The sequence below is a fragment of the Gemmatimonadales bacterium genome (assembly GCA_036265815.1).
Taxonomy (GTDB): Bacteria; Gemmatimonadota; Gemmatimonadetes; order Gemmatimonadales; family GWC2-71-9; genus CAVVWJ01.
The window spans coordinates 32,677-52,719 of record DATAOI010000071.1 but is presented as its reverse complement, the minus strand read 5'-3'; the positions used below and the strand labels follow the sequence as shown (position 1 = coordinate 52,719).

The 20,043-nt window shown below is 67.2% G+C and carries 16 protein-coding genes; 7 read left to right on the top strand and 9 right to left on the bottom strand.

Annotation, left to right across the window (positions count from 1 at the left end; all coding sequences use genetic code 11):
- Positions 1–127: 127 nt before the first annotated feature.
- The gene (locus VHR41_15380; protein HEX3235580.1) at positions 128–2,386 is read left to right on the top strand and encodes a protein kinase; all 2,259 of its coding nucleotides are present in this window, start codon (positions 128–130) and stop codon (positions 2,384–2,386) included.
- Positions 2,387–2,725: 339 nt separating this feature from the next.
- Here VHR41_15380 and VHR41_15375 read toward each other — a convergent pair whose 3' ends face one another.
- On the bottom strand, positions 2,726–4,564 hold the full coding sequence (locus VHR41_15375) for a CocE/NonD family hydrolase (protein HEX3235579.1): 1,839 nt from the start codon (positions 4,562–4,564) through the stop codon (positions 2,726–2,728).
- A 230-nt stretch (positions 4,565–4,794) separates the two neighbouring features.
- On the opposite strand from VHR41_15375, the gene VHR41_15370 reads away from it, so the two are divergent.
- On the top strand, positions 4,795–5,673 hold the full coding sequence (locus VHR41_15370; GenBank protein HEX3235578.1) for a protein phosphatase 2C domain-containing protein: 879 nt from the start codon (positions 4,795–4,797) through the stop codon (positions 5,671–5,673).
- A 2-nt stretch (positions 5,674–5,675) separates the two neighbouring features.
- Here the strand turns inward: VHR41_15370 and VHR41_15365 are convergent, their stop codons facing one another.
- Complete coding sequence (locus VHR41_15365) at positions 5,676–7,205, bottom strand: serine/threonine-protein kinase (GenBank protein ID HEX3235577.1); 1,530 nt, start codon at positions 7,203–7,205, stop codon at positions 5,676–5,678.
- 203 nt (positions 7,206–7,408) lie between these two features.
- Between VHR41_15365 and VHR41_15360 the strand changes: the two genes are divergently transcribed.
- The 3 genes from VHR41_15360 to VHR41_15350 all read left to right on the top strand — a co-directional run bounded on the left by VHR41_15360 (position 7,409) and on the right by VHR41_15350 (position 9,886).
- Positions 7,409–8,689, top strand: a complete 1,281-nt coding sequence (locus VHR41_15360) for a hypothetical protein (GenBank protein ID HEX3235576.1) — start codon at positions 7,409–7,411, stop codon at positions 8,687–8,689.
- Positions 8,690–8,796: 107 nt separating this feature from the next.
- On the top strand, positions 8,797–9,093 hold the full coding sequence (locus tag VHR41_15355) for a hypothetical protein (protein HEX3235575.1): 297 nt from the start codon (positions 8,797–8,799) through the stop codon (positions 9,091–9,093).
- Positions 9,094–9,283: 190 nt separating this feature from the next.
- Positions 9,284–9,886, top strand: coding sequence for a porin family protein (locus VHR41_15350; protein ID HEX3235574.1), 603 nt, complete (start codon positions 9,284–9,286; stop codon positions 9,884–9,886).
- Between the two features lie 91 nt (positions 9,887–9,977).
- Here VHR41_15350 and VHR41_15345 read toward each other — a convergent pair whose 3' ends face one another.
- On the bottom strand, positions 9,978–11,090 hold the full coding sequence (locus VHR41_15345; protein HEX3235573.1) for a hypothetical protein: 1,113 nt from the start codon (positions 11,088–11,090) through the stop codon (positions 9,978–9,980).
- 277 nt (positions 11,091–11,367) lie between these two features.
- Entirely contained in the window at positions 11,368–11,943 is a 576-nt protein-coding gene (locus tag VHR41_15340; protein ID HEX3235572.1) for an outer membrane beta-barrel protein, read from the bottom strand.
- 649 nt (positions 11,944–12,592) lie between these two features.
- Here VHR41_15340 and VHR41_15335 point away from each other — a divergent pair.
- Positions 12,593–14,215 carry an ATP-dependent DNA ligase gene (locus VHR41_15335; protein HEX3235571.1) on the top strand — a complete coding sequence of 541 codons (1,623 nt, stop codon included), beginning with the start codon at positions 12,593–12,595 and terminating at the stop codon, positions 14,213–14,215.
- 9 nt (positions 14,216–14,224) lie between these two features.
- On the opposite strand, the gene VHR41_15330 is transcribed toward VHR41_15335, so the two are convergent.
- From VHR41_15330 to VHR41_15315, 4 genes are all read right to left on the bottom strand, one after another.
- Positions 14,225–14,941: a transglycosylase SLT domain-containing protein gene (locus VHR41_15330; GenBank protein HEX3235570.1), complete on the bottom strand. Its 717-nt coding sequence runs from the start codon at positions 14,939–14,941 to the stop codon at positions 14,225–14,227.
- Positions 14,942–15,251: 310 nt separating this feature from the next.
- On the bottom strand, positions 15,252–17,213 hold the full coding sequence (locus VHR41_15325; protein ID HEX3235569.1) for a M13 family metallopeptidase: 1,962 nt from the start codon (positions 17,211–17,213) through the stop codon (positions 15,252–15,254).
- 166 nt (positions 17,214–17,379) lie between these two features.
- On the bottom strand, positions 17,380–17,853 hold the full coding sequence (locus VHR41_15320) for an RES domain-containing protein (GenBank protein ID HEX3235568.1): 474 nt from the start codon (positions 17,851–17,853) through the stop codon (positions 17,380–17,382).
- 10 nt (positions 17,854–17,863) lie between these two features.
- Positions 17,864–18,307: an antitoxin Xre/MbcA/ParS toxin-binding domain-containing protein gene (locus tag VHR41_15315; GenBank protein ID HEX3235567.1), complete on the bottom strand. Its 444-nt coding sequence runs from the start codon at positions 18,305–18,307 to the stop codon at positions 17,864–17,866.
- 208 nt (positions 18,308–18,515) lie between these two features.
- On the opposite strand from VHR41_15315, the gene VHR41_15310 reads away from it, so the two are divergent.
- Positions 18,516–19,031, top strand: coding sequence for a ferritin-like domain-containing protein (locus VHR41_15310; protein HEX3235566.1), 516 nt, complete (start codon positions 18,516–18,518; stop codon positions 19,029–19,031).
- Between the two features lie 23 nt (positions 19,032–19,054).
- On the opposite strand, the gene VHR41_15305 is transcribed toward VHR41_15310, so the two are convergent.
- Positions 19,055–20,005: a hypothetical protein gene (locus VHR41_15305; GenBank protein HEX3235565.1), complete on the bottom strand. Its 951-nt coding sequence runs from the start codon at positions 20,003–20,005 to the stop codon at positions 19,055–19,057.
- Positions 20,006–20,043: the final 38 nt, after the last annotated feature.

The window sequence follows — 20,043 nt, the reverse complement described above, 5'->3', positions numbered from 1 at the left end:
GTATAAAGACAATCGTCAGTGGGCTCAAAGCGGTTTGATCAGTGTCACTCGTCCGGCCCCAGCACTGGCGATCCTACGTTGCCGAAGACACATTTTCCGTATCCCCTCCCAAAGGCTTGGCCGCGACGTGACGGCCTCCACGTTTGCCGACGCCCTCCGCGATCGCTACCTGCTCGAGCGCGAGCTCGGCCGCGGCGGCATGGCTACGGTCTACCTGGCACACGACGTGAAGCACGACCGCAAGGTCGCCCTCAAGGTCCTGCACCCGGACTTGGGCGCCGCCCTGGGGCCCGAACGGTTTCTCCGTGAGATCAAGGCCGCGGCTGGGCTACACCACCCCCACATTCTTCAACTCCATGACTCCGGCGATGCCGAAGGCGCTCTCTACTACGTCATGCCGTACGTCGATGGGGAGAGCCTTCGTGACCGACTTCGCCGCAATGGGCGGCTCAGCCTAGAGGAAGGATGCCGCATCACTGGTGAGGTGGCAGACGCGCTGGACTACGCTCATCGGCACGGGCTTGTTCACCGAGACATCAAGCCTGAAAACATTCTGCTCGCTGAGGGCCATGCGCATGTAGCCGACTTCGGAATCGCCAAGGGAGTTAGTGTCGCGACTCATGCTGGGCTGACCCAGACCGGCCTTCTTGTGGGTACGCCGGCATACATGAGTCCGGAACAGGGCGCCGGCGGGGAAGTGGACGGTCGTTCCGACCAGTACAGTCTCGCCTGCGTGACGTTTGAGATGCTGACAGGGTCACCGCTCTTTTCGGGGCCGACCCCTCAAGCGGTTCTGCTACAGCGTTTCCGGCCGATCCCTTTCGAAGCCTGGCCGGGATCCATCTCTGTCTCGATGCAGCAGGTGTTCAGAAGGGCGCTCGCAGTCGAGCCTTCGGACCGATTCACCAGCAGCTCGGAATTCGCTCAGACGCTGGAGACACAATCGAGACCTGCGATCGCCAGCGTCGCGGCACCCGAGCGACCGACGATCATCGTGCTGCCGCTTGTCAACATGAATGCTAGCTCGGACGACGAGTACTTCAGCGACGGGATGACCGAGGACATCATCGCCCAGCTCTCGCTTGTGCGTGGGCTGAGAGTCATCTCGCGAACCACCGCGATGCGTTACAAGGGGCTACAGCGGTCGCTCGTGGACATAGCGGAAGAGCTACATGCGTCACATGTCGTGGAAGGGAGCGTGCGCCGTGCCGGGACTCGCCTGCGAATCGTTGCCCAGCTCATCGAGGCGCGAAGCGACGAGCACCTATGGTCGGAGACGTTTGATCGCGACCTGACGGACGTGTTCGCGATACAAAGTGACGTGGCAGAGCGGATAACGGGCGCGCTCCGGACGCGGCTCTCTCCGGAGGAGCGCCGCCGCTTCGGGCATCGCCCCACGGAAGATATGGAAGCCTACAACCTCTATCTGCTTGCCCGGCAACAAAACCAAGCCAAACCGGACGGGCTTGCGAAGGCGATCGAGTATTTTGAGCGTGCCATCGACCTGGATCCCCGCTTCGCAAGGGCGTATGGAGGCCTCGCGATCGCCTATGGCTGGTATGGTGCCGGCTACTTCGGCATGCGCCCGCGTGACGGGTATGGAAAGGCCACCGTAGTCGCGTCAAAGGCGCTCGAGCTCGACCCAGACGTCGCCGAAGCGCATGTCATACTGGGCAAGTTCGAAGAGTGGATTCACTTCGACTGGAACGCTGCCGAGGCACGCTTTGAGCGAGCGCTTGCACTGAATCCGAACTACGCGTGGGGCCACATTGTCTACGGCTTCCATCTCGCTGCCGTGGGCAGGTTGGCTGAAGCAGTTGACGCCGGACAGCGCGGCGTGGAGCTCGACCCCGCCGCGCCGGCAGTGCGCGACAATGCGATGTGGTTCAACTACTGGGCACGACGCTACGACGAAGCACTCGCTGAGATAATTGCCGCTGAGTCGCAGCTGCCAGAGGACGTCTTTATACTCTGGACGCACGGAGCCGTATTGATCGCGCTCGGCCGAGCATCAGAGGCGATCGCTCCCTTACGCGAATTGGTCAAGCGCGCGCCGATCATGTCGTATGCGACACTGCTCGCCTGGGGCCTCGCGGCGGCCGGCCAGACCACAGAGGCGTACGAGCTCCTGCGGGAGATCCATTCGCGAGAGTCGACGGAATACGTCTGGCCTGTAGGTATCGCGTGGGCTTACGCCCGGCTCGGTCAGATGGACCGTGCATTTGAGTACCTCGAGCGTGGGTACGAGGATCGAGCCGGCTTTATGATTTTCATCTCGTGTGAGCCCGCCTTCGACCCTTTCCGCGGTGACCCGCGCTTCGACTCCATAGTACGTCGGGTTGGCGCGATCGCGCCCAGCTCAGCAGGCTTCCCGCTTGCCGTGTGACATATTGTCAGGTGGCACGCCGCCACACAGGTCATGGTTATCGCTTCGCCGGGCGAATCCGGTCGCATCGGGACACGCCGTATGACCCCGAGCGGTCGGCGTTCAGTCCGTCGACGACTTCGAACGCGCCAAGTTGGCTCTCATAGCGGCCTCGACTCACTGGTGTGCAGAAGCGGGCCAGTGCGGTGTAGCCCGCGCGTACAGCTGCGGGCCGTTAGGCAGCGTCCCCAAGGATCTCTTAGGGGTAAGTTGAGGAGGTGCCACGCGTGACTCGCTTCGTTGGCGGAGCCCATCATTGATGCTGAGCGGCACAGGGCTACTGACATCGTTGCGAGTTGTTTACCGCGAGCCAGTAGTCCGCCCCACCCACACCTCCACCCTCGACGCCCGCCCCACCGTGTGCCACACCCGGTGCCGCTGCGCCTTGAAGTCCCCCGCCTTCGCCTGGAAGATGTTGGGCACCCAGGTCTGCGGATTCCGGTCGTACACCGGGAACCAGGTGCTCTGCACCTGCACCATGATCCGGTGCCCCTTCTTGAACGAATAGACCTGCTGGTGCAGGTCCACCGTGAAACCGAGCGGCGTATTCGGCGCGAGCCGCTCTGGCGCCGAGAAGCTCTTGCGGTAGCGGCCGCGCATGATCTCGTGCGCCACCATCAGCTCGTAGCCTCCCATTTCCCAGTCGCCGGGCACGCTGTCGGGCTGCACGTCGATGAGCTTCACCACCCAGTCCGCGTCGGAACCGGTGGTGGACGCGACCAGCTTCGCCGTCACGTCGCCCGCGATCCGCACGTCCTCGGTGAGCGGCTCGGAGGTCCAGGTGGCCACGTCGGGGCGCCCATCCACGAAGCGCTGGTCCTCCGTCTCCCAGTTCCGCCACCTCGATCCGCGCTTGTCGTAGGTCTGCTCGATCGGCCTGGAGCGGTACGGCACCGGGTGTGCCGGATCGGAGGTGTACTCGTCGAACGCCGCCTCGCCGGGCTTGGGCGGATCGAAGGAGAGCCGGCCGCCCGCGTGCAGGTAGAGACTCTTCCTGCTCGTGCCTGACGTATCCGGCCAGGTCGAGAACGACCGCCACTCCCGGGCCCCCGCGTCGTACAGATAGGCATCCGGCTCAGCCAGCTTGCCCTTGTCCTTGAGCCAGTAGGCGAACCAGGGCGCCTCGACGTCGCGCAGGTATCCCTCGGAGGTGCCGGGGTCCACCACCGGCATCTTTCTGTCCTCGCGCCGCCACCCGCCGTGGTTCCACGGCCCCATCACCAGGAAGTTCTTGTGGCCGGAGTCGCCGCGCTCCAGCGCCTTGTAGGTGGCGAGCGGCCCGTACCGATCCTCCTGGTCCCACCATCCGCCGACCACCAGCGTCGGGACGGCCGGCGTCCGCAACCCGCGCTGCACCGCCCGGGCGCGCCAGCGCGCGTCGTAGGTGGGGTGCGCAACGAATGCCTCCCAGGTCGGCACCTTTCCATGGAAATACTTCGCGTCCACGTTCGACAGCGGCCCCAGCTCGCGATACCAGTCGTAGGTGTCCCACTCTCCGATCGGCAGCGGCACCGACAGGTCCTTGCTCAGCTCCAGCGAGCCGGAGTACTCGAACCCGTAGGAGAGCCGGAACGCGCCCTGGTGAAAGAAGTCGTCGCCCATCCAGGTGTCGGTCATCGGCGCCTGCGGCGACACCGCCCGGACCGCCGGATGCGGGTGGATGCCCGCCATGGTGGCCAGGAACCCGGGGTAGGAGACGCCGAGCACACCCACGCGGCCGTTGGTGCCGGTGAGGTGATGGATCAGCCAGTCGACCGTGTCGTACGCGTCGGTGCTCTCGTCCACCCCGTTGCGGTCGGCCGGATCATGCAGCGGGCGGTTCATGACAAACTCGCCACCGCTCCCGAACCGCCCCCGGATGTCCTGGTAGACGAAGACGTATCCCTCCGCAGCGAGGAAGCGGTAGTCGTCGCCCACCACGGTGTCGCCGGCGATCCCGTACGGCGTCCGGGTGAGCAGGATCGGCAGCGAATCGTGCGGGCGGGCGGGCTCGCAGATGCTGGTGTTGAGCTCGACCTTGTCGCGCATCGGGATCTGGACGAAGCGGCAGGTGAAGGCGGCGGGGGCCTGGGCGAAACCGGGGGACAGGACGGCCGCAGTCAGGACCGCGGCGAGGGTGATCGGACGAAGGGGCGGCAAGAAGAGGTCTCCAGGGGCGGCGGTGGTAAGGGCGGTAAGGGCGGTAAGGACGGTCGGGCGTAAAGACCATCGCTGAACAGTAGTTCTCGTTTCCGGAAAATCACCTTACCGCCCTTACCGTCTTTACCGCCCTTACCGCCCTTCCTGCCCCTCCCGCCCCTCCCGCCCTAGCCCCTTCCGGTACGATCCGCCACATTGGAGCCATCCCCTGCGTCGACCCCGAGGTCCCCATGCCAGCGCGCGAGACGACCGCCCCTCCAGCTACACCCGACCGCAAGCCGCGCGACGATGAGATGGACGTGTACGGCCTCACCCATCCGGGACGAGTCCGGAACGAGAACCAGGATCACTTCCTCATCTGCTCCCTGCGCCAGCAGGTGGCGGTGCAGCAGACCAGTCTGCCTCAGGCCGATCACCTCATCGCGGGAAGTCAGCGGCTCGCGCTCCTCATGATGGTGGCCGACGGCGTGGGCGGCGGCACCAAGGGCGAGGAGGCCAGCCGGAGCGCGCTCGAGGCCGTGAGCCGCTACGTCTCCCACAGCATGCGCTGCTACTATGCCGCCGGATCGGCCGAGGATAAGGAGTTCTCCGACGCGCTGCAGGAGGGGGCGCTCCGGTGTCACGAGGAGCTGGTACAACGGGGCCAGGACGATCCCGCATACCGCGGCATGGCCACGACACTCACGCTGTACCTCGGCGTCTGGCCCCGGGCCTACCTGCTCCAGGTGGGCGACAGCCGCTGCTACCTGCTCCGGAACGGGGAGCTGACCCAGCTCACCCGCGACCAGACCATGGCGCAGGAGCTGATCGATCTCGGCGTGCTCAACCCCGCGGACGCGCCGGGCACCCGGTACACCCACACGCTCTCCAGCTCGATCGGCGGACGGCAGACCGCCCCGGTCGTCACCCGGCTCGACCTGGCGTGGGAGACGGTGGTCCTCCTCTGCAGCGACGGACTCACCCGCCACGTCCCCGACGAACGGATCCGCGAGCGACTCCGCTCGATGACCTCCAGCCAGCAAGTGTGCGAAGACCTGGTGCAGGACGCGCTGGACGGCGGTGGGAGCGACAACATCACCCTGATCGTCCGGAGGGCCGTGCCCCAATAGAGCTAGCGCACTCGCGCCCTGAGATTCCTGATCGTCTGGGGCGAGGTCTCCCCGTGCAGGTACATCATGACGCTTCCGATCGGCCAGCGATCCCCTGTGGCCTTGGGAACGCTTGCTCTCGCGCTGATCCGCTGCTGGTCGAGCAGGATCAGACGGCCATTCGGATCGAGATACACCGCCCGGACCACCGGCTGGATCGAGTCCGCGCCCGCCAGCAGCGGACGCTGCGCCAGCCCGATGAACACCGGCGACATTCCTTCAATGCCATGAACCGGCCCGCCCAGCTGCCGCGCGGCCTCGTCCAGCCCGATGCGCAGATAGACCTGCGCCCGTTGGTCCAGCGTGCGGGGCGCGTCCTCCCGCGCATCCTCCCGCGCACCTCCCTGGCCAGTGTCGGGGGAGCTCACGGCACTGTCTGCAGCGCGGGGTGAGACCGGTGGCGGCTCAGCTGCGCGCTCCGGTGCGCGCTCCGCGGCGCGAGTCCGCCGCGGAGCTGGTGGCGGAATGGGCGGCTTGGTTTCATGCTTGGCAGGCGCCGAGGGGCGTATCGGCGACGGAGCCACAGGCGGCTTGGGAGGAGGAGGGGTGCTGGCAGCCTCCGAGACCCGCAGCAATGCGCTCTCCACCGGCTGCTCCAGGCTCCCGCGCAACCAGACTCCCGTCGCCACGACCGCGACGACAGCCGCGGCCACTCGGAGTGGACCTGGGCCGCCGGCACTTGCCCTCCTGCGTTCAGCCTCTGCCGCGGCCGTGACCGCGGCTTCCACCGCCGCGGCGAGCTCCGCAATCGTCCGAAACCGCTGGGCCGGCACCGGCGCCAGCGCCCGACCGATCACAGCGCGCATGGCCCGGGGAATGGTGGCCTTCCTGGCCTTCGAACCCGGCGGGGCGCCGGTGAGGAGGTGATGCAGCACCGCTCCCAGACTGAACACGTCACCCGCTTCCGTGGGCGGCTGCCCGGCGAGTCGTTCCGGGCTGGCGTACTCCCGGCCTGCAATCAGATTGTCTGCCCGATCGGCGCCGGCTTCCGCCGGGGCGAACGGCAGGGTGAAGTGGATGAGCTTGACTCCTGATGTGCCGTCCGGGGTCTGGGTCAGCAGGATGGTATCGGGCGACAGGTTCCCGTGCGTCCAGCCGACTCGGTGAGCCGCCTGCAGACCGGACACGACCTGCCGGTAAATACGCATGGCGTCGGCGGGCGCCAGGGCGCCGGAGCTCGCGAGCAGCTCGGACAGCAGCTCGCCGGTGAGGCACTCGGAAACCACGTAGATCTGACCGGTCTCCGTCTCACCCACGTCACGAACCGCGGCGACATTGGGATGCCGGATCCGCAACGCCTGGCGGTACCAGTCCCGCAGGTGCGTACGCACGGCAGGGTCGCCGCCCAGCTGATCGGGTTGGAGGAGCAGGACCACGAGCTCACGCCCGTCCGGGAGCTGGGCGCGATAGAGTGGCCCTTCGGGCGTGAGGCTCAGCTGGTCCAGGAGACGAAGCCCACCAGGCAGGGTGGTCCCCGGAAGTCCGCCGGTCATGCTGAACACCGGCGGGCTGGCGCGAGGCGCAGACGTGGAGCGATAGTGCGGACTGACATCCTGACTCAGGTTCGCGGCAAAGACACGGTTCCAGGAAAGAAATCTATCACCTGAGCGACTTCCGACGCTCCCGGCCGGCCCCTGGCCTATCCGCTCACGGTATCCCAGATTGAGGCGCCATCGTTCCCCAAGGAGCAGCCCCGATGACGACCGCCGTCCGCGCCCTCCCCGCCCTGCTGATCGCCCTCGCCGCTTGCAGCGACCCCCCGACCTCCTCGAACCTCGGCGCGCCGGCGACGGGATCGGAGCCTCTGAGTGTGCCGACCGGTACCCCGGAAGGGTGCCCGGCCGGCACCACAGGTGCCAGCGGATCGCTCCCCGGCAGCGGAACCCTTTACCTCATCTGTGTGCCACCGGGATTCGACGCCGCCACCGGCAACCTGGTGATCTACGCCCCCGGCTCGGTTCCGCCTCAGCTCCCTCTGTTCATCCGGGACGACGAGATCGGCGGCCAGCGAGTCTCCCAGCTCATCACCGGGCTCGGTTTCGGGTTCGCCACCACCAGCTACCGGGAGAACGGGCTGATCATCGTAGAGGGTACCCGGGACCTGCAGCGACTCGCGGCCCAGTTCCGTGAGCTGTATGGACCGCTCGGAGGACATACGTACGGCGTCGGGGTCTCCGAAGGGGCACAAGTCATGGTCCTGGCGACGGAGCGGCATACTCAGCTCTTCGACGGCGCCCTGGCCGCGTGCGGCCCGATCGGCGACTTCCAGCGGCAGCTCAACTACTACGGTGACGTCCGGCTGGTCTTCGATCTGCTGTTCGGACCGGTGCTGGCACCCCTGCTTCCGCAGCTCGGCCTCACCAGCCTCGGCCCGCTGGATGCGGTGCCGGCGCAGGTGACCCAGCTCTTCGGCACGCCCACTCAGCCGGGGCCGCTGGCGCAGCTGATCGCGCAGGTAGTGGTGAGCAATCCGGCGCTCACCAACGAGCTGCTGGCGCGGGCGGGAATCCCGCTGCAGCTCGACGCCTCGGACCAGGCGGTGGTGGTGGATGTCGTCCTCCGCCTGCTGGGGTACAGTATTCTCTTCGGTAACAACGCCGCGGACGTCCTCGGTGGCGCGCCCTACGACAACGTCAGGCCGACCGACTACCCGCGCCCCATCGACGGGCTGGCGGTCCCATCCTACTCGGCGGGCCAGCCGGCATTGAGCCATCTCGCCGCCATGTACGAGACGTCCGGTCGGCTCACGTCACCGCTGGTGACCCTGTTCAACACGGTGGATCCGATCATTCCGTCGTGGCATGAGGCAGCCTACCGGGCCAGGGTGGAGGCGGCCGGCACCAGCGACTTCCTGGTGGCGCAGATCCCGGTGGACCGGTTCGGGCACTGTACCTTCACCGCGGCCGAGGTGCTCGGGGCGTTCGGCGCGCTGGTCCAGGCGGTGACCGGCCAGCCGCTCGGGCCGGCACCTAACTAGAGCCGACTCGCTCCTTCACACCTTCGACCACCGTGCCGGTGGTTGATTTGAGGGCGTCCCAGGCACGCTCGCCCGTACCTCTGACCGCGTCCATACCCTGGAGAGCCTTGTCCTTCAGGCCCTTCGCCATTGCCGCCGCCCTCGTGGTGACCGACTTGGTCCGCTTTGCCTTGCCGGTCGTCTTCCGAGCGCTACCTCTCCTGCCCGACGACTTACGTGTCGCGGCTGATCGACTCGACCCGCTGCGCGTCGCCGACTTGCGTGTGGTCGACTTGCGCGCCGCAGGTTTCCGGGTCGCGGCCTTCCGCTTTGAGGCCTTCGCAGGTTTCCGATTCCTGGCCATTTGTTTCCTCTGGGCTCGTGTGGGTCTGGACACGCCGGCAGACTACGCCCGCAACTCTTGAATCTGGGACGAGTTGGACGCGGCGCGGTAACGTGGGTCACGCGGGTGTTGCGTGGTCGCCCTCGAGCGACACCTCGACCGACCCGCAGAGCTATCGCTCTGTGTCCTGGCTCATGGCGGGAAGCCGACTGTGAGTGGCATGCTGCGTTGACACTCGTGACGACTCAGCCCCTCGAGAATCCGGAGACACCATGCGTTCCCTGCGCTCCCTGCTGCTCCTCGTCCTGCTCGCCCCGGCAATGCCCTCGATCACTCTCGCCCAAGGCGAATTCGGGGTGAAGGCAGGGGTCTCCTTCGGCAACATCTCCAACAAGGGCGTGCTCCCCGGCGACCTCAAGACTCGCACCGGGTTCACCGGTGGCCTCTACGCCGGCTATCGCGCCGCGGTCCTCGGCTTCGACGTCGAGGGACTCTATGCCCAGCGCGGTGCCCGCTCCGACGAGAGCTTCGCCACCGCCGAGACCAAGCTCGACTTCATCGACGTGCCGGTGTATGTGAAGGCAATGATTCCCGCTGGAGGCATCCAACCCTTCGTCTATGCTGGACCGCAGATCTCCTTCGAGGTGCGCTGCAGGACCGCCGCGGGCGCCGAGTGCGCCGCCAACTCCCCTCGGAAGAAGACCGATTACGCTGGTGTGGTGGGGGCCGGATTGCGTTTCGGCAGCTCGTCCGCCGGCCTCGGCATCGAGGGTCGCTACATCTACGGTTTGCGCAACCTCGACGTCTCCACGGTGACCAGCAGCACGAGCTACAAGACGAGGACGTTCGAGATATTGGTGAGTCTGGGAAAGTGAGGCGAGGTGGGGCAGGGTGAGGCAGAGTGGGGCAAGGGGAAGGATGCAGGGTTAGTGATACCTTGCCCCACCCTGCCTCACCTTGTCCACCTTACCAACTCACCGCATACTCCCCTCCCAGCCTGATCAGCGTCTCCGTGCCCCGCAGGTCGTCGGCCGAACGTTCGTTGGGCCAGGCGATCCGGTGGGTGGTCACGCCGGCAGTCACCGCGAAATCGTCGAACAGATGGACGGCGCCGCCGAGGCTCTCGAGGGCGTCCCGCCGGCGAGAGATGATCGCGCCGCCGCCGAAGGAGAAGGTCTTCTCGGCGGACAGGGTGACCGGGCTTCGGACGGCGGTGAGGTTCCCGTTGAGGGACACGCGGGTGCTGAGCACCTGCAGCGTCTCGACCCCGTCGGTGTGCACCCCGATCTGGGTGCTCGCCGTGATGCCTTTGATCATGATGCTGGGACCCGCGCTGAGCTGGTAGACCGTCCGGTCGGCCAGCAGCGGACTCTGTTGCTCCGGCAGCCATGTCGAGTGGGTCAGGCCCAAGTGCATGGCAAGCCCGTAGCGAAGGCCGTCGCCGGCCGGCTTGATCACGCGGGAGAGATCGAGCGAGGCGCCGCGCTGGTCGGCGCCGACGAAGCCCTGAGCCAGTGCGCTCCAGCTCCGCTCCGCCAGCTCCGCCTGAAATGACCAGATCGAATTGCTCAGCGCCTTCTCGAACAGCACGCTCCGGTCGGTCCCGGTGATGGACCGCTGGGCGAAGACCGTGCTCCACCCGGCGGTGAGTGCCACGGTGCGCCGGTTGTGCTCCAGGAGCTGGCGGGGGAACTCGTGATAGAACTCGCGGCAGCGGCCTTCCCTGCAGGCGGAGATCCTGGCGGGCTTTTTCAGCCGGTCGAGCAGCTGTCCGTGCCAGCGCACCGCCTCGAGCGTAGTCCCCGCCGTGTCACCGAAGGTCGGGGTGAGCTTCGCGTGGAGGACCGGGCCGGCGCTCCAGTAGCGATCGAGCCCATTGTCCGACTCGATCGCGATGCTGTCCGAGCCGGGACTCTCTACCACGATCTCGGTCGGCTGGTCCGCCAGGAGCATCGCGGTGCGCATTCGCAGCTCGACCGGCTGGGGGCCGTCCGAGAGCCGGACCGCTTGCGTTGCTGGAGCGCAGCCCGCCAGCGCCACACCGGCGCACGCGGCGACGAGAAGCACAAAGCGCGACACGGTACCCTCTGGTTGTCGGCTAGAGCGGGTGCAGGGGAGTGCAGAGAAGCCGAGGAGTCGGCTCTCTTACGGAGCGGGATTACGCACGCGGTGGGCCCGCCGATGCTCCGGGACCCAACAGGTTGAGATGGTTGTACTTCCGGGTGGTGGGCCGGACGGCGCTCAGGTCTGGCCCGAGCACAGTGTGGCTGCGCCGCCGCAGCGATCGGCCGGGCGGGAAAGACAAAACCGCCTCGCCCGAAGGCGAGGCGGCTGTCTACGGCAGGAGTTGAATCGCTTAGCGCATCGCCCAGCGCAGGCCGACGGTGAGCGGGATCATGTACCCGGTCTTCTCCTGCGCGGTCGTCGGGTCGGTCACCCCTTTGAGGATCGCATGGAACCGCCCCTCGGCGAACAGTCGGGCGCTGCTCCCGAAGGCGAAGTCGAGCCCGGCTCCGGCATTCAGACCGAACTTGGTCTGCGACGGGGACGACCCTACGCCATCGATCGAGGTCTTCCCGTTGTACACCCCGACGCCGCCCAGCAGGTACGGGTGAGCCACCATCGCGCTCGGCATGGCGAAGACCACGTTCGCCGTGGCGCCGAGCATGCTGCTGTGACCGTCGATGCCGCCCTCGAGCGCGAAGCGGTCGTAGAAGCCGTCGAGCTGAAGGCCCACCGGGCTGAGCGCGGGCTTCACCCGGGCCACGATCATGCCGTTCCAGCCGGTCTGGAGGCCATTGGCCATCGTGCCGCTGGGCAGCACGGCGCCGCCCCCGAGCCCGAGGCTGAGACCGGCCTGGGCGTGTGCGGCCTGAGCAACCAGAACCAGAGCGAGACCAGCTGCGGCACCGCGAATCATGCTACGCATCATGGGTTGTCCCTCTTGCTGGTGAATGAAGCGAGGCGTGGAAGGACGAATGGGGTCGTCCGCAGGTGGGGGTGAGCAAAGGGGCTGCCACGGGACGGTTCAGAACTGGACGGGGGAGAGAAAGCCCTGGGGGGGCCTGAGCTTAGCCGTGTGGCGCAGTCACCGACCGAGGCTTGGCTCGGGGCTTGTTCGGGGCACTCTGCCAAGGCATGCAGGGCGTGATGCAAAGGGGCGCGGAGAAGCGCAATGGCAGTCGTGATGTCCACCACCGCAAACCCGCTCAATCGACGTATACTTGCCTACCCATGCTCCGCACCCTCCTCTCGCGCCTGGCGCTCGTCCTCGGCATCCTGCTCGTCCTCGGCATCGGCCCCTGTCGACAGCAGGAGGATGCACCGACCGCGGCGGGGCCCAGACCGCGGGTCTTCGCGCCGGACCCGTCTCCCAAGGCAGAGAACCCGTGGCCGCTGCCAAAAAGCGTCGATGAGATGCTCAAGCCTTGGCACGCCCGAACAGAGAGCGGGAAGCACCGCGGGATATTTTCCTTCCCGGAGGGCGGCCGGCATCACCGGAGCTGAGTGAACCGTCATGAAAATCGGATTCATCGGCCTGGGCAGCATGGGCTCGGGTGTGGCCTGGTTCGGCGAGGACGGTGCGATGGGGGGATTGGGCTCCGGCGCGATTCATCGAGCTGAATGACTCGAGCTCGGACGTCCCCCTGAAGCTCGCCTCCCTGGTCGAGACCTCCCGCCGGGTGGCGGAGGCCAGCGGTCGCCGCGACAAGATCGGCCTGCTGGCCGCGCTGCTCACAACGGTGCCGCCGCCGGAGATCGAGATCGCCACCGCCTACCTCTCCGGCGCCGTCCGGCAGGACAAGCTCGGCGTCGGCTGGGCCGCGCTTCAGGCGGCCGCATCCGGTCCGGCGGTAGAGTCGTCCACGGTGGTGCTCGCCGAAGTGGACGCCACCCTCGAGCTCATCGCCCGGGCCAGTGGAAAAGGATCGGCGGAAACGAAGCAGCGACTCCTCCGGGAGCTGCTCGGGCGGATGACAGCCGACGAGCAGCAGTTCTTCTTCGGGCTCATCATGGGCGAGCTTCGCCAGGGCGCGGTCGAGGGGTTGGTGATCGAGGCCGTCGCGCACGCCGCCGGCGTGCCGGCGACGGACGTGCGCCGGGCGGTCATGATGGCGGGGGACGTTCCCCGGGTGGCCAAGGCGGCCCTGGTGGAGGGGCTAGGTGGCCTGGCCGCCTTCGCCGTGCAGCTCTTTCGGCCGGTGCTCCCGATGCTTGCCGGGACCGCGGAGAGCGAAGCCGAGGCACTGGGCGAGCTGGGCGAGGCGGCGCTGGAATACAAGCTGGACGGCGCGCGGGTGCAGATTCACAAGGCCGGCGACGAGATCCGGGTCTACTCCCGCCGGCTCAACGAGGTCACGCCGGCGGTGCCAGAGTTGGTGGAGGCCGCCCGCGCCATGCCCGCCCGCGAGCTGATCCTGGAGGGCGAGTCGATCGCCCTCCGCCCAGACGGCACGCCGCACCCGTTCCAGACGACCATGAGCCGGTTCGGCCGCCGGCTCGAGGTCGAGCGGACGCGTGGGACGACGCCGCTCACGCTCTTCCTCTTCGATCTGCTCTATCTCGACGGCGTTCCCCTCATCGACGAGCCGCTCTACCGCCGCTCCGCCGAGCTGGTGAAGGCCGTGCCGGCCGAGTTCCTGGTGCCGCGGCTGGTGACCGCGTCGGTCGAGGAGGCGCGTGAGTTTCTCGCCGCGTCACTCGGGCGGGGTCACGAGGGCATCATGGCCAAAGCGGTCGACTCGGTCTACGAGGCGGGGCGCCGCGGCCGCCGGTGGCTCAAGGTGAAGCCGGTCCGCACGCTGGACCTGGTGGTCCTGGCCGCCGAGTGGGGCCACGGCCGCCGGCGCGGCTGGCTCAGCAACCTGCACCTCGGCGCGCGCGACAGCGAGCACGGTGGCTTCGTGATGCTGGGCAAGACGTTCAAGGGGATGACGGACGAGATGCTCGCCTGGCAGACAGAGCGGCTGCAGGAGCTCGAGGTCTCACGCGACGGGCACACCGTGTACGTGCGGCCCGAGCTGGTGGTGGAGGTGGCGTTCAACGATCTCCAGAGCAGCCCGCAATACCCTGGCGGCCTGGCGCTCCGATTCGCGCGGATCAAGGGCTACCGGCCGGACAAGTCCGCGGCCGAGGCGGATACGATGGACACACTGCGGGAGATCTGGCGGCGGCAGACGGGCGTGGGGCCGCCCGAGGTCTGACCGAGCAGCTCAGCGCTGCGCCAGCTGGATGACGCGAGCCGCGTCCGCTCCGGCTCCCACTGCGGGCACCGGCTGCTCGGCGTAGGCCGCCAGCATCTGCTGACGCACCCGCCCAGCCCGGGCCAGCACTCGGACCGGGTACATCCGGCAGTTCGGGGTGTTGGTGCCCTTCACACAGCCGTTGTAGCGCAGCAGGGCCACGAACGATGAGTTGGTGGTGCGCAGGTTCCGGGACAGGATCTTGGTCCCGTGGCAGATGTTGCTCTCGACCTCATCGAGGTCGTCCGACTGGCAGCCCAGCCGGCCGGCATGCATCGGCATCACCTGCATGAGTCCGCGTGCGCCGACCGAGCTCTCCGCCTCGGGCGTGAGGGTGGTGTTCTCGGTGACCACCACGGCCGCGATCAGTGATGCCGCCACATTCTGGCGCTTGGCTTCCAGCGCGACGGCGCGTGCCACCCGGCGCACCAGCACCCGATCGTCGCTGAAGCGCGCGAAATAATCCTGCAACGGCCGGCGCAGCTGCAGTGCCGTGAGTCGCCCTTCGGCCATCGCACTATCCTCGGCGGACACCGGCAAGGCCGGCGCCTCGGGCGCCGCGCTCCGGGGTGCCGGCGCGGGCTCCTTCGGCTGCCCGGCGGGAAAGGCGGACAGGCAAACCACCGCACACATCTCGACACGGGCACGAACAGCAACCACGATCGAACGAGCGATGATCGACTGCATATCACCTCCCGCGAGTGCTCGGGTGAGCTACCGGCCAAGGGCTGATTGCAACGGCTCCGGTAACGCTGGGAGAGGGAGGCAGGCTGGGGGCCAGGAACGCTGGCCAGGGTCTAACGGGGCCGCGCAGTATGAGTTACGCGGAGCGATCCGGAAGGTCGTTTGTGGCACGGCTGTGGTGATGCCACAGCAGGTACCGGGTGGTCAGGTGGCCGGAATTGGCCAAGAGTGCAGGAAGTCGTGATCTCGGTGCAACTCCATGCTCACATGCAATTCCATGCTCGCTGGTACGCGGCGGGCGCTACGGTGAACCTCACCAGATCCGCACCCGCTCGGCCTCCGGCCGCCACATCGGCTGGCCGGGCTTGACCCCGAATGCCGCGTAGAATTCGGGGATGTTCGCCATCGGACCCAGCACGCGCCATTTGGCCGGCGCGTGGACGTTGCTCAACAGCAGGCTCCTCAGGTAGGCGTCTCGATCCCGGGAGAGCCAGCCGAGCGCGTATCCCATGAAGTAGCGCTGCACCGGCGTAAGTCCACCGATCTTCTTGCCGCTCCGGTACTGCTCGGTGTGCCTGAAGGCATCGAGGCCGAGCAGGATGCCGCCATAATCCGCGATGTTCTCTCCCAGGCTGGCCTTGCCATTGATGTGCAGGCCAGGCAAGGGCTGATACGCGTCGAACTGCTTTACCATCACCTCGGCGCGCTGGCGGAACCGCTCGGCGTCTTCCTTAGTCCACCAATCGGTGAGATTCCCCGCCGCGTCGAACTGGCGTCCCTCATCGTCGAAGCCATGGGTGATCTCGTGACCGATGGTCGAGGCACCGACGTAGCCGTAGGCCACCGCGTCGTCGATCTGATCGTCCGCCAGGCCCATGATGGTGAAGATCGCGGCCGGCAGCACGATCTCGTTGTTCGCGGCACTGTAGTAGGCGTTGTACGTCTGCGGCGTCATGCCCCATTCGGTCCGGTCGACCGGCTTGCCGTACTTGGAGATCATGTCGTCGAACTGCCAGCGGGCCCCGTTCATCATGTTGGCGGCATACGACTCGCGGCCGATCACCAGCGCCGAATAGTCCTTCCACTTGTCCGGGTAGCCCACCTTGGGGGTGATGCCGGCGAGCTTCTGTAATGCCCTGGCCTTGGTCGCGCCGCTCATCCAGTCGAGCCGGTGGATGCGCTCGCGGTAGGCGGCGCGAATCGCCTCCACCATCGCGGTATAGCGCCGCTTGGCGGCGGGGGGAAAGTACTCCTTCACGAAGCGGCGGCCGAGTACCATGCCCATCGCGTCGCCTTGCGCGTCGAGCACGCGCTTCCAGCGGAGCCGAGGCTCCTCCTGCCCGGCGAGCACCTGATGGTAGAACCTGAAGTGCTCCTCGTCGAACGCCTTGCTCAGATACTCCGAGTAGCTCGAGACCAGACGGAAGCGGAGATAGTCCTGGAGTACCGGCGCCGGGGTCCGCGCCAGCAGGCTGTCCAGGGCGGAGAAGAACTCCGGCTGGCCCACGATGACGAACTCCGGGCGGAGCTTCCATGCGCCGAGCCGCTCCGCCCAGTCGATCGAGGGCGTGTGCTTCGATGTCAGCTCGGCCGGCGTCATCTTGTGGTAGTTCGCCTGCGGGTCCCGCAGATCCTCCAACTTGCGGGAAGCCCTGGCCAGTGAGCTCTCGAACGCCATGATCCTCGCCGCCGCGCTCCGCGCACCGGCGGCGTCGCGGCCGAGCAGCTCGAGCGTCCGCGCCAGGTGGGCGACGTACTCCTCGCGGGTCCGCGCCACCCCCGTGTCGGGGTTGATGTAGTAATCGCGATCGGGCAGCCCGAGCCCACCTTGATACAGATGGACGGCCATGACATCGCTCGCCTTCTCGTCCTGGCCCACGGAGACGCCGAAGAACGCGCCGACCCCGAGTGGCTGCAGGGCGAAGGCGACATCGAGTGCCTCGCGGGGGCCGGTGATGCCGTCGATCCTGGCGAGCTCCGCGTCGAGCGGGTGGACGCCCAGGCGTTCCGCCTTGGCCGTGTCCATGGCCGTCGCCCAGAAATCTCCGATCTTCTGCTCGTCGCTGCCCGCGGGGTGTGCGGCGGATGCGGACCGCTCGTTGATCCGGCGGAGATTGAGGTAGAGCTGCTCCCGGACCACCTGCCCGATGCCCCAGTTCGATTCGGATGGTGGAATGGGGTTTCGGTCGAGCCAGCCGCCGTTGGCGTACTCAAAGAAATCCACGCCCGGATCGACGGACGGGTTCATGTCGTCGGCGAGGAAATCCGCTCCCACGGGGGCGCTCGCCGGTCCGCCGCCGTGGTGGCATCCAATAGAAAAGAGGACACCCCCCGAGAGCATGGCCAGACGCACGACATGCACGAGGGTTCTGGGTGGCATGAGACATCCCACGGGGCAGAGGGGGGAAGGGTCTGAAATCTGTCCTACGGAGCAGGCAGGCTCAAGATTCGCGGAACGGGGCCGGCCCGAAGAGCCGTCCGTCCCAGATCACGTCGAACACGGGCATCACGGTCAGCCGACCCGCATCGGGGTGCGCGGGGTTGATGATGGCGTTCCACTCCACCGGCTGGCCCGCGAGGGATGGCACGAACAGGACGGCGGTCCGGGCCTCGCTGTGCCAGGCGTCCCCGAAATTCCTGGCCACGGGGGAGTCTTCATGATCCCAGCCTGAATGACGTGCCGGATCGAACCGCTCCATCGGCAGATCGTCGGGCAGGTGAATCGCCGCCGCATGATGCCGGCCGGGAAGGCGCGTGCGTCCCCCATGCACCAGCTTTTCCAGGATGGCGGTGGCGTAATGCTCCGATGTGTAGATCAGGGTCCGCCCGGGCGAGTTCCATCTGCCGCCTTCGAGCGCGGCCCCGCTGCCGTCGTACACCGGATACCTCCGCTTGGCCACCCGGTAGACCGTCATCGGCGGGGCCTCACACCGGGAGACTGTACTCGAGCTTCCAGAGCAGCGCTTCCACCCGGCGCGTGCCGAGGTCGGTGGCGGCGAGGTCCAGCGGGGCCTGGCCCTCGAGCATCGGATGGTCCGTGGTCAGAAACCGCTGCGCCTCCTCCGGCGACTCCCACACCTGCTCGGCCAGCGCCGTGAGCCGGGCGATGCGCTCCAACCGCTCGCTCTCCGCCGGCTTGAGGCGACCCTCTCCTTCCCGGCGCTGCAGGGTGGAGCGGGGCAGCACGATCTCCTGTACGTGGCGCTGCTGCCGCTCGGGATAGCCTCGGATCACATGGGTGAGCGACGCGTACGGCAGCCCCTTTCCCACGGCGCGCTCCACATCCGCCACGCTGGCGAGGTGCTCCCGCAGCACCTTCCGCCCGCCCAGGTGCTGCACGACTCTGCCGACATCGGGGTAGCTCGACACCGTCGCCTCCCGCTCGAGGGGTTGCCCACATGAGCAAAATAGCAGCCCAGGTGGGCTGGCGCCAGCCGCCCGTTCGGGCCGAGCGGCCGATACCCCGCCAGTGAGAGCACCATCACATCCCGGGCTCGGATTGCACAATATCATGGGCCGCCACTGTGTGACACGCGGAGTGTGACACGACTTTTTTCCTCAGGTGTCGGAGCATCCCATGAGTCTCGATTCCCTCGACAAGCTCTTTCTGGAAGAGCTGAAGGACATTTACAGCGCCGAGAAGCAAATCGTGCGTGCCCTGCCCCGCATGGCTAAGGCCGCGGAGTCGCAGGACTTGCAACAGGCCTTCACGCACCATCTCAAGCAGACGCAGGGCCACGTGCAGCGCCTGGAGCAGATCTTCAAGGCCCTCGAGCAGACGGCCCGCGGCAAGAAGTGCAAGGGCATGGAAGGTCTATTGGAGGAAGGTAAGGAGATCCTGGAGCAGGAGGGCGAAGGCGCCGTGATCGACGCGGCCCTGATCGCCGCAGCTCAACGGGTCGAGCACTACGAGATGGCCGCCTACGGCTGTCTGCGGACCTACGCCCAGCTCCTGGGCTACTCAGATGCGGAGAGGCTGCTGCAACAGACCCTCGAGGAGGAGGAGGCCGCCGACCAGAAACTCACCCAGATCGGCGAGAGCGGCATCAACCAGGCGGCAGCATCCGTCGGCAGCGAGTCTGAGCTCAAGTAGCTCGGTCCGGGGCCGGCACGCCGCTAGCGGACCGCCGGCGGAGGCAACCGGCGGTCCGACTTGAGCGCCGCGTAATCGGGCATGGTCACGATGAGCCCGTGATCGGGGGTGTTCCTGGAATAGCCCGCGACCAGCTGTTCGTTGTAGTGATCCAGGAAGAAGTCGAAGCGATCCTTCGGCTCGGCGTCGACGATGAGCAGGTCGGTGTCGGTCATGGTGAGCTTCCCGAAGCGCAGCACCCCGCCACGGAAAAACATGTAATTCGGCGCCTTGGGCTCGGGAGGAGCGCGCGGATGCGCCTCCGACTCGGGCCTGGGCCCGAACACCTGCACCAGCTCCGTGTCGGTCACCTCGACGGCGACCACCCGCCCCTGCACCTTGGGTGGCGGCAGCAGCCCCGTGGGCGAGAGCAGAAAGTCGTTGCCCTCGATCCGGACGCCGCGGGCCCCGCTGGTGTTCACCATCTTCTCCAGGTTGAGGCCGAAGAACTTCATCAAGCCCCCTACCTTGATCCCCACCGCCTTGATGGACGTCGGGTGCAGCCGGAGGTCGCCCTCGGGAGTGATGGTGAGATCGGCCACCATGGTGAACGAGATTCCCTTCATCAGGCCGCGTTGCTCGACATGCCCCTCCTTCACCGTGACGGTCAGCTTGCGCAGCGGTGACCCGCGATAGGCGAAGGTGTAACGGTTGAGCAGGCCGCTGAGGGACGCCGGGGTAATCCCGATCCTGGCCGTGTCGATGGCCAGGATGAAGGAGTGCTTGTCGTCCAGATAGGGCAGGTGCTCGGGCGCGGCGCGGAGGAGCGCACCGCGGAGCGAGTGGATCCGCAGCACCACGCTCGAATCGATATGGAAGTCGACGTGACCCATCCGGGCCTGCACCCTGCCGTCCGCGGCGTGCTGGCCCCAGGCGCACACCGGCGCCGCGGCCGCACCTGCCGTCGAGGCGATCCACACTGTGCCAAGGCGCACTGCCAACGATCCCCGCCACATGGCTCTAGCCCCTCCCT

Coding starts and splice junctions, on each gene's coding strand:
- VHR41_15370 (HEX3235578.1), top strand. CDS start 4,795: ATGCCAGCGCGCGAGACGACCGCCCCTCCAGCTACACCCGACCGCAAG.
- VHR41_15365 (HEX3235577.1), bottom strand. CDS start 7,205: ATGACCGGCGGACTTCCGGGGACCACCCTGCCTGGTGGGCTTCGTCTC.
- VHR41_15360 (HEX3235576.1), top strand. CDS start 7,409: ATGACGACCGCCGTCCGCGCCCTCCCCGCCCTGCTGATCGCCCTCGCC.
- VHR41_15350 (HEX3235574.1), top strand. CDS start 9,284: ATGCGTTCCCTGCGCTCCCTGCTGCTCCTCGTCCTGCTCGCCCCGGCA.
- VHR41_15340 (HEX3235572.1), bottom strand. CDS start 11,943: ATGATGCGTAGCATGATTCGCGGTGCCGCAGCTGGTCTCGCTCTGGTT.
- VHR41_15330 (HEX3235570.1), bottom strand. CDS start 14,941: ATGCAGTCGATCATCGCTCGTTCGATCGTGGTTGCTGTTCGTGCCCGT.
- VHR41_15320 (HEX3235568.1), bottom strand. CDS start 17,853: ATGACGGTCTACCGGGTGGCCAAGCGGAGGTATCCGGTGTACGACGGC.
- VHR41_15310 (HEX3235566.1), top strand. CDS start 18,516: ATGAGTCTCGATTCCCTCGACAAGCTCTTTCTGGAAGAGCTGAAGGAC.